This window comes from Gilliamella sp. LMG 34362 (assembly GCF_984569125.1).
The window spans coordinates 2,509,151-2,524,437 of the sequence record NZ_OZ474902.1; the positions used below are offsets into that span (position 1 = coordinate 2,509,151).

The following is a 15,287-nucleotide window of genomic DNA, read 5'->3' on the forward strand; positions in this document are numbered from 1 at the left end:
GTGGTATTTGATCAATGAAAAATCAAGAAACTCAACCAATACAGTCTGACTCAAAAGTGGCAAAAGGATTATTTGCTTTAGGTGGGCTTTGGGCAGCTATTTTCGCACCAGTGGTATTAATCATTGTCGCGTTTATCATTCCTTTTGGTGACGCAATAACGCGTTCATATATTTTAAAGTTAGCCAATACTGAATTAGGTAAATTATTTTTGTGCTTAATGATTTCGCTACCAATTTGGTGTGGATTGCAACAGATTCTAACTTTGTTACATCAATTTAATATCTATCCAAAGCGAGAAAAGCTACTTACGTATGGTTTAGCGTTAGCATGGACAGCTCATGCGATTTATATTTTATTTGTAAGATAAAACTAGAGTGATGTTTATTCATTGGCGTTATCGAGTTCACTAGTGATAACGCCATGTTTAATTGATTAATAATACGTAATCTGCCGAACTATATTAGTTTGTTTGTTTTTTCTATTTTGTTTTGATTGTGTTGCACTCAGCCAATCATTTTTCTCATTAAAAGTTAAAAATTCAGTCATGTAATGAGTTGTATTTTTTCCAACTATTGAATAAGTCGATTGGATTGCATTTAATCGATTTTTATCATCATATTGGTAAGAAAAATCGCTTTCATTTTTAGTTTTATTACTATATTGCGCCGAGACCTTTGCTAGATGGCGATTTTGATAACCAAATGCATAAATCGAAGCACCTTTTTGCTCTGTTCCTACTACTTGACCATTAGCATCCAACTCTTTTAGCTGCCATTGCACATTTTTATTAATTAAACAATTGTTATTATCAAATTGATAACTATCATTCTCAATAAAGGTAAAATCGGGCGCTTGTTTTATCTGTTCAGAAGCAATAACTCTACCTTGTGTATCGATTTTGAACTGAGAGGTGCTCCTTGTTTCATCCTCAATATCCTCAATCACATTTTGCCAGCCAGATTCGTTTTTTTGTAGATGTTCAGAATAGAGTTTTTCATTATCACCGGAATAAAGATCGTAATGACTTTCTGTAATCAAACCATTTGGATCATAATTTAAACTATGTTTGACAATTGAACGTATCGTACCAGTATCTGATGTAATGGTTGAAGTTCTCACTTCTTGCTTAATCCCTTTAGCTGTTGAATCAATAAAGTCTAATATTTTAAAAATATAGTTATTTGCCTCAACTTTATTTTGTTCGGGATTATCTGAACATGTCAATGCCATTGCATTTATTGAGATAAATGATAAACATGAAGCGGTTAAAAAACGGAATATATTTTTTTGCATAATGAACCTGTTAACTCGTTTACTAAACTAAATATTTAATAGTGGCTTATAGCTAAGCCACAAAGTTGTACATTTATTTTTTTCGCATTAATAATGCGTCTTCCCAATTAACCTTTTGTTCTTGTTTATGCTCTTGCTGAGCTTGTTGTTTTTCATCAGACTGTCCATCTTTTTCTACATTTTCAGATGATCCTGTTTTTTGAGTTTTTTCGATAATATCCGCATGAATTAACGTCTTAGTCGCTTTTCTCGGTGGTTTATCTAAAAATGACAGTAAAACTTTAGTGTACTCTGATTCCGGCGTATAAAACACTTTTTCTCGTGAACCTTGTTCAACAATTTTACCGTCTTTCATAACCACAATCTGATGACATATTGAATAGATTAACGCAAGATCATGGCTAATAAACAGATAGCTAAGGTGATGTTTCTCTTGCAATGATTTAAGTAAATTAATTATCTGTTTTTGAATTGTATGATCTAAAGATGACGTTGGCTCATCTAAAATTAATAGTTCCGGCTGCAATATTAAAGCTCTAGCAATCGCTATTCTTTGCCGTTGTCCACCAGAAAACTCATTTGGATAACGAAAACGCATTTCAGGATCCAAACCAACCTCTAGCATAATATCAATTACCGCTTGTTCTCGCTCAGTTTTAGTCAATTTTTTGTGCGTCATTAGACCTTCACTGATGATCTGCTCAACATTAAAGCGAGGATTAAGTGATGAAAATGGATCTTGAAATACAACCTGAATTCGGCTACGGAATGGTAATAACTTCTTACCAGATAAATTCTGGATAGGATGGCTATCAAATAGGATATCACCTTTTGATTTGATTAAACGTAAAATAGCCAGTGCGGTGGTACTTTTACCTGAGCCTGACTCCCCAACAATACCAACTGTCTCACCTTGATGTACCGCAAAACCAATATTATCAACAATTTTTTTCTTTTTGCTGCTAAATAATCGTTTTTGAGTAACGACCTCAACATCAAGATGATTCACATTCAGCAATATACCAGGAGTATCAGGTAAAGGAACCGGTTCACCACTAGGCTGAGAATTTAATAATGTTTGAGTATATTCATGCTGTGGACGCAAAAAGATACGTTGTTTATTATTGAATTCAACAATTAGGCCATCCTGCATTACCGCTACTTTATCTGCCAATTTTTTTACTATGCCCAAATTATGTGAAATAAATAACATGCTCATATTAAGCTCTTTTTTGAGCTCTTTGAGTAATTCAATAATCTGTCCCTGAACAGAAACATCTAAAGCAGTAGTTGGTTCATCAGCAATTAATAATTTTGGATGAGTTAAAATGGCCATGGCAATCATTACACGTTGCCTTTCACCACCAGATAACTGATGAGGATAAGAAGCCAGTTTGCTTTTAGGATCTTTAATGCCAACCCGATCGAGATATTGTAAGATTTCACCTCGAGCCACATTACGTCGCATACCCCGATGTAAAGATAAGACTTCATAAAGTTGTTTTTCAACGGTATGCAATGGATTAAGTGATACCATTGGCTCTTGAAATATCATACTAATTTCATTACCGCGAATTTTACGCAATTCTTTTTCAGAGGCATGTAATAATGATTTATCTTCGAAAATAATATCTCCTGAAGGATAAATCACTCGCTCTTTTGATAACAGCCTTAATATTGACAGTGCTGTTACACTTTTACCAGAGCCTGACTCACCGACTAATGCTACTGTTTCTTGTTCATTAACATCAAAACTAATAGCGTCAACAACTTGATTTTGTGAATGCTGTCCAGTTTTAAAGGCAATACTTAAATCAATGATAGATAATAAAGGAGAACTCATTTATATACTCCTTTGTTTGGATCGAATGCATCTCTAATTGCTTCACCAATAAATATTAACAGTGACAATAAGATGGAAATAACTAAAAAAGAACTAATTCCTAACCAAGGCGCTTGCAAATTATTTTTGCCTTGTAGTAATAATCGTCCTAAAGATGGTGAATCAATTGGTAAACCAAAACCGAGAAAATCAAGTGCCGTTAGTGTTGAAATTGAACCACAAAGAATAAATGGTAAAAATGTTAATGTTGCCACCATCGCATTTGGTAGCATATGCCGTAACATAATTTTACTATCGCTTACTCCCATAGCTTTAGCGGCTCGAATATAATCGAAGTTACGGGTTCGGAAGAATTCTGCTCGAACAACACCGACCAATGCCATCCAACCAAATAACACCGTAATACCTAATAACCACCAAAAATTAAGCGGTAAGATACTGGCAAGTAAAATTATCACAAATAGCTCAGGTAAACCACTCCAAATCTCAATAAATCGTTGTCCTAATAGATCAACTTTTCCGCCATAATAACCTTGAATTGCGCCAATTAGCACGCCGATAATGGAGGTGAAAAAGGTAAGAAACAAGGCAAAAAACATTGAAACTCTAAAACCATAGGCAATGTTTGCTAAAACATCAAATCCAGCATCGGTGGTGCCAAGCAGATGGTTTTTTGATGGTGGTGTAGGGAACGTGCTGGTTGTATCATGAATCACAGTATTATGAGTATAACGAAATGGAGGCCAAAGTATCCAACCATCAGACTCAATCTTATTTTGTACCGCTGGATCTAAATAATTAGTTTGTGTTTGAAATTGCCCACCAAATTCAGTTTCCGGATAAAAATGGAATATTGGCGAATAATAGTTATTTTGATACTTGATAAATATTGGTCGATCATTAAATATAAAATCAGAAAATAGGCTGATTATAAATAATATTGAAAATAACCATAATGAATAATACCCACGTCGATTGCGTTTAAATCGTTGCCAACGTAGCTGATTAATTGAATAGTGCGTAGTCATCAGTTGCGAGCCTCAAAGTCAATACGTGGATCGATTATCATATAAGATAAATCTGATAAGAGTTTGGTAATAAGCCCAATCAATGTAAATATATACAATGAACCAAAAATAACCGGGTAATCACGCTGAATAATTGCTTCATAACCGAGAAGACCCAATCCATTAAGCGAAAAAATAGCTTCAATCAAAACGGAACCGGTAAATAAAATGCCAACAAATGCAGCAGGAAAACCCGATACAATAAGCAAGGTCGCATTACGAAAAACATGCTTATACAGAATTTGCCTTTCACTTAACCCTTTCGCTCTGGCAGTGACAACATATTGTTTACGAATCTCATCTAAGAATGAGTTTTTGGTTAACATGGTTAGTGTGGCAAAACCACTTACTACCATAGCGATAGTCGGTAAGCAAATATGCCACGCATAATCTTTTACTTTGCCCCAAAAATCTAATTGTTCAAAATTATTAGAAATCAATCCGCGCAGCGGGAAAATATCCCAATAACTGCCACCTGCAAACAAAACAATTAATAATACGGCTAATAAAAAAGCAGGTATTGCATAACCAATGATAATTAACGTACTTGACCAAAAATCAAATCTTGAACCATCTTTAACCGCTTTACGAATCCCTAATGGGATTGAGATTAAATAAATGATTAATGTACTCCATAATCCCAATGAAATAGAAACAGGTAAACTTTTTGCAATTAAACTTAATACTGATTCACTTTTAAAAAAACTGTTACCAAAATCAAACTGGATATATTGCTTTAACGTATTGATGTAGCGTTCCCAAAGCGGTTTATCAAATCCATACTGTTTTTCAATCATTGCCACAATTTCTGGATCTAAACCGCGTGCACCACGATAATTTGATTCATTTTTTGGTTCGGTCAACTTAGCAGGGCTATTTTCACTGCCAGGCAGCAATACTTGCCCTGCTTGAGGGCCATTCTCTATCATAGCTAAAGCTTGATCGACGGGGCCACCTGGTGCAATTTGCACAATAAAAAAGTTGATAGTCAAAATGATTAATAAGGTTGGTATAATTAGCAATAATCGACGGATAAAATAATTCAACATATTAACGTACTCTATTCTTTGTCAAACTAGCTGCTTTGTTTGCATCATACCACCAGCTATCAATACCTATTGCATAAGTTGGCTGTATGGCTGGTTGCCCAAATTTGTTCCAATATGCATAATAAGTTTTGCTGTTATACCACATTGGAATCATAGGATATTCTTGAGTTAAAATACGATCGAGCGCTCGTCCCAGTGAAATTAACTCACTTTGATTACCTACATTTTTGATTATTTCAGCAATAATCGAATCAATTGCCTGATTATGTAAGCCGGAACCATTATATGTAGAGTTTAAATATTCACTTCCCCAAAAAATTATTAAATCTGAGGATGGATAATCTATTGCATTATAATTACGTGGCATCATGTCATAATCACGCTCACGCATTCTGCGCGTCAATTGGGCATAATCTAATGAAGTTATTTTCATTGTAATCCCCAAACGGGCTAAATTTTGCTGAAATGGGATCGCATATTTAATGTCATCACCTAGATAAGTCAACAATTCAAACGCAAAAGGTTGCTCAGTTTTAGCATTAATTAAGTTACCATCTTTAATAATCCAACCCGCGTCTTCTAACAATTTAGCGGCGGTTAATAAGTTATTGCGGTTAAAACCTTGTCCATCACTTTTCGCAATAGTGTAGGCTTCATCAAAGGCTTGCTCGGGAATAATATCTTTATATGGTGTTAACCATTTAAGTTCTTGTTCACTAGGTTTACCTTTTGCAGCATAAATAGTATTTTCAAAAAAGCTAAACGGTCTCTTATAACTATCATAATAAAAGGCGTGATTAAGCCATTCAAAATCAAAAGCTAAGGTTATTGCTTGACGAACTCTAACATCTCTAAAAAGATCTTTCTGCAAATTAAACGCTAACCATTTAGTATCTACAGCGGTTTCGACGTTTTTTTCTTTCTTTATGATATCTTTTGAATCAAAGTATTTTCCTTGATATTGAGTAAACCAGTTTTTCGGTTGCCCTTCACCGCGGAAATCGTATTCTCCAGCTTTAAACGCCTCTAAAGCTATACTCGTATCCATATAATAATCGATACGTTTTTCATCAAAATTATCTAAACCTTTATTAACAGGTAAATCTTTTGCCCAATAGTCAGGATTACGCTTATAAACTACATACTGCCCCATTTTATAATCACTAATATAATAAGGACCACTGCCAATAGGAGGAGTACTTAACGGCTCAGAAAAATTATGATCTTGCCAAAAATGTTTAGGAATAACACGCATACTACCGACAAAAGAAAGTAATTTTTCACGATCGGTTTCAGGTAATTCCACCCTAACCCGATAATCATCTATCGCTTTAACATTTATACCTTTGTTATAAACTCGATATTGTGAAACACCTTCGGTCATAAATTTATGAAAAGTAAATTCCACGTCATATGCGGTTATTGGCTTACCATCCTGAAAACGTGCATTGGGATTAATCGAGACTTCTGCCCAACGATAACTATCAGAATAAGTTATTGAAGTTGCTATTAGTGGATAAAAGCTGGAAATATCATCGGCTGTTGAGGTAAAAAGAGAATCATATAACGAACCAGAATGATGTTCAGGTGCGCCACGACTAGCAAAACGGTTAAAATTATCAAAGGTACCTATTTCATGTAGTTTGATAATCCCACCTTTAGGGGCATTGGGATTCACATATTCTAGGTGGTCAAAATTTTCAGGATATTTCGGATCACCCAATAACGAAAAAATGGTTTTATGGTAAATATGCTCGGTTGGTTGATTCGGTTCAATGCTGTCAATCGGCTGGGATTCAATGGTCTCAGTTGATGGGTTAGCTTGTAGCGGTGTATCTGACAGCAAAGTGATATTTGGTTCTTCTTCGGCATAGACAGTCATTGAACAAAAGAATAATCCACTCAAACAGCTTGAGATGAATAACTTTTTGATATTTTTTTTTCTTTGACTAATCATCCTAATTTAGTTCCTGTTTTATCAACAATTTATCAAAATAAGATTTTACCCTATTGAGTATTAAAAATTTCAAACAATTTAGAATACGCTAAATAACATAGTAAGTTAACTATTTTGCCAAACTTCCAGCGAATGAGCAAAACCTTATTAATAAACTTAATAATGAACAGCGATTATAACATTAATTGTTATCAATATTTGTTTAAGATATATTCTTTTATAAAAACAAATTTTTAACTAGATAAGAATAAATCGTCATGATTCATAATAAAAAAATTTTGAGGAACGGGGTTTTTTAACGCTATTTTTAGCAATTTTAATCGTAATATAAATCAATGTTACGCTTTTTTATAAAACTAACCTTTGTTAACCGTTAAAAAAACCATTAGTCTCAATTGAAAATGAGTTCCTAGATAAGTTAATTTAAAATTGCTAAAAAATTTCTTTTAAATTGGCTCTATTATTAATATTAATGTAATACTAGCAACGAGTTATCCGTTATTAACCAAAGCCAAAATATTTTGGATGGCTGTTTTAGCTTGATGGCTATTTTTCCAACATGATGATCCTGTTAGTAAAGCACCTTTGTTAAGAATTTCATCTAACGAAGCATTGCGTAATTTATCAAAAGAATCAAGTTGCATCTCTTCAAGTCTTTCAATAATTTTAGTGCCAACAAATTTTAATTCTAATAATTGTTGGCGTTCGGTTTCTGAAAAGGCCATTTTTTCTGTCCATTTTAAAAAATTGTTATGATGTTACTAATGCGAATTTAGTTTTTTCCATTTCCTGATTTTAGTTCTAAAGGATTTAAATGGTGCAACTGAATTAATGTGGATAAATCGTGCCACAGGCCACGCTGAAGGATAAGGCTTAGTCCAATTGCGAGCATCTTTAGTAAAAAGCGTATTTTCATCTAATGACTCAATCCAACTATTCCAAGTAGCTAGTTTCTGCTTAAATAATTGGATCAGTTCTTGTAATGAATCATCTTGATAAATCTTATAAAAATGTTGGTATAATTCACCTAACTGATTCCATTTGTATCCTTCCGCTGGCAATATAGGCGTTTGCCCAGCAAGTTCGGCATCATCCCAATATTTTACAAGATCTAACCATCCTAATTGATAAGCTATCATTTGGGCTGGTGTTCGATCAACACCTTCTATCAGTTTATCTTTTTCCGCTTCGGTTAATCCACTGAATTCATCAATAAATAGCTTAGCTGTTTTATTAATTTCATCTAATAGTTGTTGTTTATTGACGTAATTCATATCTGATTACCTTTCATCTTTATATCATTTTAATCAATCATATCAATACTATAGGTTTGGGTCAAAAGACATATTCAATCTGCACCAATTTAGACCATTCGATCAAATAAAGTGCGTTATCTATTTTTATTCATATTGTTTATAAGCTAAAAATACCTATAGTCAACCTACAACGTAAACGTCTATGGCTAGTATAAAATATTGTATCTATAAGTTTATTAAATAAAAAACACAGTTCATCATCTATTTGGCATAACTTTTGCATTACCTTAAATAACAATAAATCACCACCAATTGTATGTTTAAAGAGGTATTACTATGTCAATAATGAGCAAATTAAATACATCCATTAAGTTAACTTGTCTAGCTGTTGGCTTATTCACGACTAATCTAATTTATGCGGCTGAAAATACCATTAAAATTGGTGTATTGCATTCACTTTCTGGCTCGATGGCAATTTCAGAAAGCACTTTGAAAGATACACTTTTAATGCTGGTAGATGAACAAAATAAAAAAGGTGGTGTGTTAGGTAAACAAATAGAAGCAGTGGTCGTCGATCCAGCATCAAATTGGAGTCTTTTTTCAGAAAAAGCACGAGAACTACTAGCAAAAGATAAAGTATCAGCGGTATTCGGCTGTTGGACATCGGTATCAAGAAAATCGGTATTACCTATCTTTGAGGAACTTAACGGTATTCTATTTTACCCAGTACAATATGAAGGAGAAGAATCCTCAAAAAATATCTTCTATACCGGCGCAGCACCAAATCAACAAGCCATTCCTGCTGTAGATTATTTGAAGAAAGAATTTAATATTGAACGTTGGGTTTTAGTGGGTACTGATTATGTTTATCCTAGAACGACTAACAAAATTTTAGAAACCTATCTTAAAGACCATTATGGTGTGAAAGATAGTGACATAATGATTAATTACACCCCATTTAGTCATTCTGATTGGCAATCTATTATTGCTGATATCAAAAAATTTGGCGCAACAGGTAAAAAGACTGCCGTAATATCAACCATCAACGGTGATGCCAATGTTCCTTTTTATAAAGAATTATCTAACCAAGGTATTACAGCAAACCAACTACCGGTCATTGCTTTTTCTGTAGGTGAGGAAGAATTATCAGGTATTGATACGGCTCCATTAGTCGGTCATTTAGCAGCATGGAATTATTTCCAATCACTTGATACTGACTTAAACAGCGAATTTATAGATAACTGGCATAGCTTTGCTAAAAGTGATAAACGGGTAACAAATGACCCGATGGAAGCCACATATATTGGATTTAATATGTGGGTAAAAGCGGTAGAAAAAGCAGGTACCGATGATCCAACCGCAGTTCAAAATGCATTAATAGGTGTAACAGTACCTAATTTATCTGGTAGTTATGCAGTAATGATGCCAAACCATCATATTACTAAACCTATTATGATTGGAGAAATTCAAAACGATGGTCAATTTGAAGTGGTATATAAGTCAGCAGGTACTATTGTTGGTGATGAATGGTCAGATTATTTACCTAGTTCTAAATCAATGATTGCTGATTGGCGAGCACCATTAGCATGCGGTAAATATGATGTGAGTAAAAAAGTTTGCCTAAAAGATTAATCATTTGAAGCCAAAAAATTATGCATGGTGAGTTATATCTCACCATTTCTCTGCAATAAAGATGCAAATGCAAAACGATTACTGGTTAATCAATATGACGAGCAGAAGCATAGGAATAAATAATGAAAAGAATAATATTGATTTGTCTGTTATGGATGATCGCCAATCTAGCAACAGCAGTACTACCAGAACATTTTGAGCAAAGACTAGCAAAAGGTTCACTAACTGAAAAACAACAATTAATCAGTGACATGATTAAGGAAAATAATGCAACAATACAGCCTCTTTTCAATGCATTAGTTGAGGGGAACTTATACTGGCTGGAGACCAATAGTACACTAGTTATAAAAAAGGATAATCAATTTGTTAATTGGAATAACAAGCAAGTACTGGATGTACCTAAAAATAAGTTTAAACGTATTGCGATTAACAATAATATTCGTCAATTAATTGCCGAATATCAACTTCAAATGAAGCTAAGTAGTAATACTATTCCAACAAGACGTATTGCAGCGAAAGAGCTTTTCGGACATATTCAATCACCATCACAAATGAATTTCATTGTTGAAAGGTTAGCTCAAGAACAAGATAGTGAAGTTAAACAGCGATTACTTGAAGCATTATCATTCGCAAAACTGACAAATTGTGATGAAAATGAATGTTTGGTTCTACTGACACAACTTAGTCAGGTGACTAACCCTATTTTTGTTCAGAAACTACAACAATTGACTACCACCAATGATTCACAAATAGTCAAAGATACGGCACAAAACCTACTTGATAAATTAACCCCAAAAAAAGCAATGTATGAAAAAACTGAACAAGTCTATTTTGGTATTAGTTTAGGTGCAGTACTCGTACTTGCTGCCATTGGACTCGCTATTACCTTTGGGGTTATGGGCGTGATTAATATGGCGCATGGTGAATTAATTATGATTGGCGCATATACCACATACGTGATGCAACAACTATTGCCTAACTATCCCGGCATAGCGTTAATTCTCTCTATCCCTGCTGCATTTTTGGTATGCGGTGCGGTAGGAATGTTAATAGAAATAAGCGTTATTAGATATCTATATGGTAGACCTCTCGAAACCTTATTAGCCACTTTTGGTATCAGTCTATTATTACAACAGTTATTCAGAACAATATTTTCACCGTTAAATAAAGCAATAATCACGCCGAGTTGGATGCAAGGTTCAATTCAGGTCAATGACTTTTTATCGCTCACGATTAATCGGCTATATGTTATTGGTTTTAGCTTAACCATTTTCATTATTTTGTTATTGATTATGAAAAAAACAGCTTTAGGACTTAATGTCAGAGCTATTTCGATGAATCCATTAATGGCAAGATGTTTAGGCGTTAAAGCCAGCTGGGTAAATGCGTTAACCTTTGGCCTTGGTTCCGGTATAGCCGGTCTGGCTGGTGTAGCCCTTTCACAAATCACCAATGTCGGCCCAAATCTTGGTCAAAATTATATCATTGATTCATTCATGGTAGTGGTATTTGGTGGTGTTGGTAATTTATGGGGAGCATTAATTGCTGGCTTAATTTTAGGGTTGGCCAATAAATTTTTAGAGCCAATTACTGGAGCCATGTTAGCTAAAATTGTGGTGCTTATTAGTTTAGTACTATTTATTCAAAAACGACCTCGAGGTCTTTTTCCACAACGCGGTCGAGCTGTAGAGGGATAAATATGTTAACAAAATATTTTAAACAAGATAATGGCTGTTATGTTCTATTTTGTCTAACTTTATTAGTCAGTTATTTAGTAATGGCTAATCTCTTTTTCCCAACTAATAGCCCATTTTATGTTGGTAATCAGACTATTATTTTAGTCAGTAAATATCTATGTTATGCCTTGCTTGCACTATCTGTTGATTTAGTTTGGGGATATTTAGGTATTTTAAGTTTAGGTCACGGTGCTTTTTTTGCACTGGGCGGCTATATGATGGGAATGTATTTGTCTGTACAGGGAGAAAATGGTTCGACCATTCTGCCTAAATTTGCCTCATTTATTAATTGGCAAAGTTTACCTTGGTATTGGCAAGGCTCAGATAATTTTTTAATTACTTTGCTATTAATTATGCTAGTACCTGGATTATTAGCTTTTATATTCGGTTATATGACATTTCGTTCCCGTGTTTCTGGGGTTTACCTTTCAATTATTACACAAGCACTCACCTTTGCTTTAATGTTAGCGTTTCAACGTAATGAGATGGGATTTGGTGGTGATAATGGTCTGACTAACTTTAAATATTTATTAGGTTTTTCAATCACCAGTAATGGAATGCGGATAACATTATTACTTATTACCTTAATGGCTGTCATTATTAGTTATCTGATATGTTATCAATTAATCAAAAGTAAATTGGGTAAAGTGATTATTGCTATTCGAGATGCCGAACCACGCATTAGGTTTGTTGGGTATCGAGTTGAAAATATAAAATTAGCTGTTTTTGCTTTTTCAGCCATACTAGCTGGTATTGCAGGAGCGTTATATGTGCCACAAGTAGGAATTATCACACCTATTGAATTTTTACCTCTAAATTCAATCGAAATTGTCGTTTGGGTTGCTGTCGGTGGCCGAGCGACTTTATATGGTGCCATTATTGGTGCATTTTTAGTTAATTATTGCAAATCACTTTTCACCGTATGGTTCCCTGACCAATGGTTATTTGCTTTAGGCCTTCTGTTTGTATTAGTTACTTTATTTCTACCAAAAGGTATTGTTGGTTTCATCAATCTAACTATATCTAAAAAATACAAACTAAAACCATTGGAGGCAAGTATATGAACAAAAGAAGTTTAAATAAAAAATCAAAATCAGCCTCTTCTTTGCTTAAAGATTTTGAAGCACTACCTCAACCAGATTTGGATACCAGTAAAGGTATTATTCTTTACTTGGAAGGCATTAATGTTAGTTTTGATAACTTTAAAGCGATTAATGATTTGAATCTTTATATTAAACAGGGTGAATTACGCTGCATTATTGGTCCTAATGGCGCAGGTAAAACGACAATGATGGATGTAATCACTGGTAAAACAAAACCACAAGCAGGCACAGCATGGTTTGGTCAAAAACTTAATTTATTAACTATGGATGAACCACAAATTTCCCAAGCCGGCATCGGTCGCAAATTTCAAAAACCGACTGTATTCGAAGCCTTAACAGTTAATGACAATTTAATGATAGCAAATGCCGGGAAAAAAACAGTTTGGCATACTCTTCGCCATCGAGTTAACAAGATAGAACAAGAACAAATAGATGAGATACTTCTGCTAATCGGTTTAATGGACATGCGTCATGAATATGCGGCTATTTTATCTCATGGACAAAAACAGTGGTTGGAATTAGGGATGTTATTAATGCAAAAACCTCAACTACTATTAGTTGATGAACCTGTTGCCGGGATGACAACACAAGAAATGGATAAAACTGCAGAATTATTAAATTCGTTAGCGGGCAAACATTCGTTAATTGTTGTTGAACATGATATGGATTTCGTCAGACAAATTGCCAAAACTGTTTCAGTATTGCATCAAGGTTCAATATTGGCTGAAGGAAATATGGAACAAGTACAAAATAATCCTAAAGTAATTGAAGTCTATTTAGGACAATCTACTACTGGGAGGAACGTTAATGTTGCTTAAATTATCTAATGTCAATCAATTTTATGGACAAACGCACATTTTATGGAATATCGATCTGTGTTTAGCCAAAGGTAAATGTACATGTCTAATGGGACGTAATGGCGTTGGCAAAACTACTCTAGTACAGTCTATTATGGGAAATTTAAAGATCAAAAAAGGCAATATACAATTTAATGATACCGATATTACCCATAAATCTATCGAAACCCGCGCCTATATGGGAATAGGTTACGTTCCACAGGGTAAACAAATCTTTTCTCAACTAACTGTTGAAGAAAATCTACGGGTTGGTTTAGCAGCTAAAAGATCCCGTTCAGCAAAAATACCTGATTTAGTTTATTCGCTATTCCCTATATTAAAAGAGATGAAAAACCGTCGTGGAGGCGATCTATCTGGAGGACAACAACAACAATTAGCGATTGGAAGAGCTTTAGTTATCGAACCATCATTATTAATTTTAGATGAGCCAACTGAAGGTATTCAACCCAATATTGTACATGATATAGGCGCTATCATTAATCGACTCAATCATGAATTAGGTTTAACTGTATTATTAGTTGAACAAAAATTACCTTTTATTCAGATGGTTGCTGATGATTTTTATTTACTTGATCGAGGACGAAATATCGCTAATGGCGCCTTACAACAACTAACACCAGATTTAATAAAAAATTATTTAACGGTATGATTCAAAATAATACAGCTCAAAACAATGCTAATAGCTGGTTGGGTAAACTATCACTATCTTTTGCTAACCGTTTTGTAAATGGTGAACTACAGCGAACTGAGTTAGTTGATCGTCAACAACAAGGGCCTTTAACTATACAACGGCCATTCTATCCAGAAGGAAAACCTTGCCATATTTATTTACTCCATCCTCCAGGGGGGATTGTAGGTGGCGATAAACTTGAGCTGGATATTTTTTTAGATCACGATAGCCATCTATTAATGACTATGCCCGGAGCAAGTAAATTTTATCGCAGTCACGGCAATATTGCACAGCTAAAACAAAAATTTACTTTAGCGCCGAATAGTATTATGGAATGGTTACCGCAAGAAAATATTTTTTTTAATGGTACTAATGCTAATTTAACGACTGAATTTAATTTAACGTTAAATAGTCGATTGCTTGGATGGGAAACATTATGCTTTGGTCGACCGGTTATGCATGAAAAGTTTGGACAAGGCAATATTAAAAGCTGTTTAACAATTAATTTACCGGATGAATTAGGTCTTGATGAGCACTTAAAAATTATTGATGGTAATTGTGCCCCTATAGGTAATTACACATACAGTGCAACTTTATTTGCCTATCCGATTAATCTAGCCATTTTACAACAAGTGCAAAAAAGATTTGAAAATAGTACGGTTCCCATCGGAGCAACTGCTTTGGGACAATTATTAACCGTTCGCTTACTAGCAAATGATAACCAAATTTGCCAACAATATTTACACCAATTATGGGCATTATTGCGTCCGTTAATTATCAATTTACCCGCATGTCCACCTCGAATTTGGGCAACCTAGCTTAA

The 15,287-nt window shown here is 34.3% G+C and carries 14 protein-coding genes; 7 read left to right on the plus strand and 7 right to left on the minus strand.

Going from position 1 to position 15,287, the window contains the following annotated elements:
- The first annotated feature begins 14 nt into the window (after positions 1 to 14).
- On the plus strand, positions 15 to 368 hold the full coding sequence (frdD, locus tag AC5LWZ_RS11445) for a fumarate reductase subunit FrdD (RefSeq protein WP_198191926.1): 354 nt from the start codon (positions 15 to 17) through the stop codon (positions 366 to 368).
- A 65-nt stretch (positions 369 to 433) separates the two neighbouring features.
- On the opposite strand, the gene AC5LWZ_RS11450 is transcribed toward frdD, so the two are convergent.
- The 7 genes from AC5LWZ_RS11450 to AC5LWZ_RS11480 form a co-directional block, all read right to left on the minus strand.
- Complete coding sequence (locus tag AC5LWZ_RS11450) at positions 434 to 1,294, minus strand: hypothetical protein (RefSeq protein WP_493463738.1); 861 nt, start codon at positions 1,292 to 1,294, stop codon at positions 434 to 436.
- Between the two features lie 73 nt (positions 1,295 to 1,367).
- Complete coding sequence (gene yejF, locus AC5LWZ_RS11455) at positions 1,368 to 3,137, minus strand: microcin C ABC transporter ATP-binding protein YejF (RefSeq protein ID WP_493463739.1); 1,770 nt, start codon at positions 3,135 to 3,137, stop codon at positions 1,368 to 1,370.
- Entirely contained in the window at positions 3,134 to 4,165 is a 1,032-nt protein-coding gene (locus tag AC5LWZ_RS11460) for an ABC transporter permease (RefSeq protein ID WP_065577742.1), read from the minus strand. Before AC5LWZ_RS11460 ends, yejF begins: the two co-directional genes overlap by 4 nt.
- Complete coding sequence (locus AC5LWZ_RS11465; RefSeq protein WP_110447102.1) at positions 4,165 to 5,253, minus strand: microcin C ABC transporter permease YejB; 1,089 nt, start codon at positions 5,251 to 5,253, stop codon at positions 4,165 to 4,167. The genes AC5LWZ_RS11460 and AC5LWZ_RS11465 overlap by 1 nt, the downstream gene beginning before the upstream one ends.
- Position 5,254: 1 nt before the next feature.
- On the minus strand, positions 5,255 to 7,210 hold the full coding sequence (locus AC5LWZ_RS11470) for an extracellular solute-binding protein (protein ID WP_493463740.1): 1,956 nt from the start codon (positions 7,208 to 7,210) through the stop codon (positions 5,255 to 5,257).
- A gap of 491 nt (positions 7,211 to 7,701) precedes the next feature.
- Positions 7,702 to 7,935, minus strand: a complete 234-nt coding sequence (locus tag AC5LWZ_RS11475; protein ID WP_198221042.1) for a hypothetical protein — start codon at positions 7,933 to 7,935, stop codon at positions 7,702 to 7,704.
- A gap of 36 nt (positions 7,936 to 7,971) precedes the next feature.
- Entirely contained in the window at positions 7,972 to 8,484 is a 513-nt protein-coding gene (locus AC5LWZ_RS11480) for a ClbS/DfsB family four-helix bundle protein (protein WP_493463741.1), read from the minus strand.
- A gap of 318 nt (positions 8,485 to 8,802) precedes the next feature.
- Here AC5LWZ_RS11480 and urtA point away from each other — a divergent pair, with 318 nt between their 5' ends.
- The 6 genes from urtA to AC5LWZ_RS11510 all read left to right on the plus strand — a co-directional run bounded on the left by urtA (position 8,803) and on the right by AC5LWZ_RS11510 (position 15,282).
- Positions 8,803 to 10,098 carry an urea ABC transporter substrate-binding protein gene (gene urtA / locus AC5LWZ_RS11485; protein ID WP_367275203.1) on the plus strand — a complete coding sequence of 432 codons (1,296 nt, stop codon included), beginning with the start codon at positions 8,803 to 8,805 and terminating at the stop codon, positions 10,096 to 10,098.
- A 122-nt stretch (positions 10,099 to 10,220) separates the two neighbouring features.
- Entirely contained in the window at positions 10,221 to 11,795 is a 1,575-nt protein-coding gene (urtB, locus tag AC5LWZ_RS11490) for an urea ABC transporter permease subunit UrtB (RefSeq protein ID WP_493463742.1), read from the plus strand.
- 2 nt (positions 11,796 to 11,797) lie between these two features.
- The gene (urtC, locus tag AC5LWZ_RS11495; protein ID WP_493463743.1) at positions 11,798 to 12,898 is read left to right on the plus strand and encodes an urea ABC transporter permease subunit UrtC; all 1,101 of its coding nucleotides are present in this window, start codon (positions 11,798 to 11,800) and stop codon (positions 12,896 to 12,898) included.
- On the plus strand, positions 12,895 to 13,755 hold the full coding sequence (gene urtD, locus AC5LWZ_RS11500) for an urea ABC transporter ATP-binding protein UrtD (RefSeq protein WP_493463744.1): 861 nt from the start codon (positions 12,895 to 12,897) through the stop codon (positions 13,753 to 13,755). Before urtC ends, urtD begins: the two co-directional genes overlap by 4 nt.
- Positions 13,748 to 14,443 carry an urea ABC transporter ATP-binding subunit UrtE gene (gene urtE, locus AC5LWZ_RS11505; protein WP_493464209.1) on the plus strand — a complete coding sequence of 232 codons (696 nt, stop codon included), beginning with the start codon at positions 13,748 to 13,750 and terminating at the stop codon, positions 14,441 to 14,443. Before urtD ends, urtE begins: the two co-directional genes overlap by 8 nt.
- Positions 14,440 to 15,282 (plus strand): urease accessory protein UreD, encoded by an 843-nt coding sequence (locus tag AC5LWZ_RS11510; RefSeq protein WP_493463745.1) that lies wholly within the window; start codon positions 14,440 to 14,442, stop codon positions 15,280 to 15,282. Before urtE ends, AC5LWZ_RS11510 begins: the two co-directional genes overlap by 4 nt.
- Positions 15,283 to 15,287 lie beyond the last annotated feature (5 nt).

Excerpts from the sequence above, each read along its gene's own strand:
- frdD (WP_198191926.1), top strand. The coding sequence starts at position 15 with ATGAAAAATCAAGAAACTCAACCAATACAGTCTGACTCAAAAGTGGCA.
- AC5LWZ_RS11450 (WP_493463738.1), bottom strand. The coding sequence starts at position 1,294 with ATGCAAAAAAATATATTCCGTTTTTTAACCGCTTCATGTTTATCATTT.
- yejF (WP_493463739.1), bottom strand. The coding sequence starts at position 3,137 with ATGAGTTCTCCTTTATTATCTATCATTGATTTAAGTATTGCCTTTAAA.
- AC5LWZ_RS11460 (WP_065577742.1), bottom strand. The coding sequence starts at position 4,165 with ATGACTACGCACTATTCAATTAATCAGCTACGTTGGCAACGATTTAAA.
- AC5LWZ_RS11465 (WP_110447102.1), bottom strand. The coding sequence starts at position 5,253 with ATGTTGAATTATTTTATCCGTCGATTATTGCTAATTATACCAACCTTA.
- AC5LWZ_RS11470 (WP_493463740.1), bottom strand. The coding sequence starts at position 7,210 with ATGATTAGTCAAAGAAAAAAAAATATCAAAAAGTTATTCATCTCAAGC.
- AC5LWZ_RS11475 (WP_198221042.1), bottom strand. The coding sequence starts at position 7,935 with ATGGCCTTTTCAGAAACCGAACGCCAACAATTATTAGAATTAAAATTT.
- AC5LWZ_RS11480 (WP_493463741.1), bottom strand. The coding sequence starts at position 8,484 with ATGAATTACGTCAATAAACAACAACTATTAGATGAAATTAATAAAACA.
- urtA (WP_367275203.1), top strand. The coding sequence starts at position 8,803 with ATGTCAATAATGAGCAAATTAAATACATCCATTAAGTTAACTTGTCTA.
- urtB (WP_493463742.1), top strand. The coding sequence starts at position 10,221 with ATGAAAAGAATAATATTGATTTGTCTGTTATGGATGATCGCCAATCTA.
- urtC (WP_493463743.1), top strand. The coding sequence starts at position 11,798 with ATGTTAACAAAATATTTTAAACAAGATAATGGCTGTTATGTTCTATTT.
- urtD (WP_493463744.1), top strand. The coding sequence starts at position 12,895 with ATGAACAAAAGAAGTTTAAATAAAAAATCAAAATCAGCCTCTTCTTTG.
- AC5LWZ_RS11510 (WP_493463745.1), top strand. The coding sequence starts at position 14,440 with ATGATTCAAAATAATACAGCTCAAAACAATGCTAATAGCTGGTTGGGT.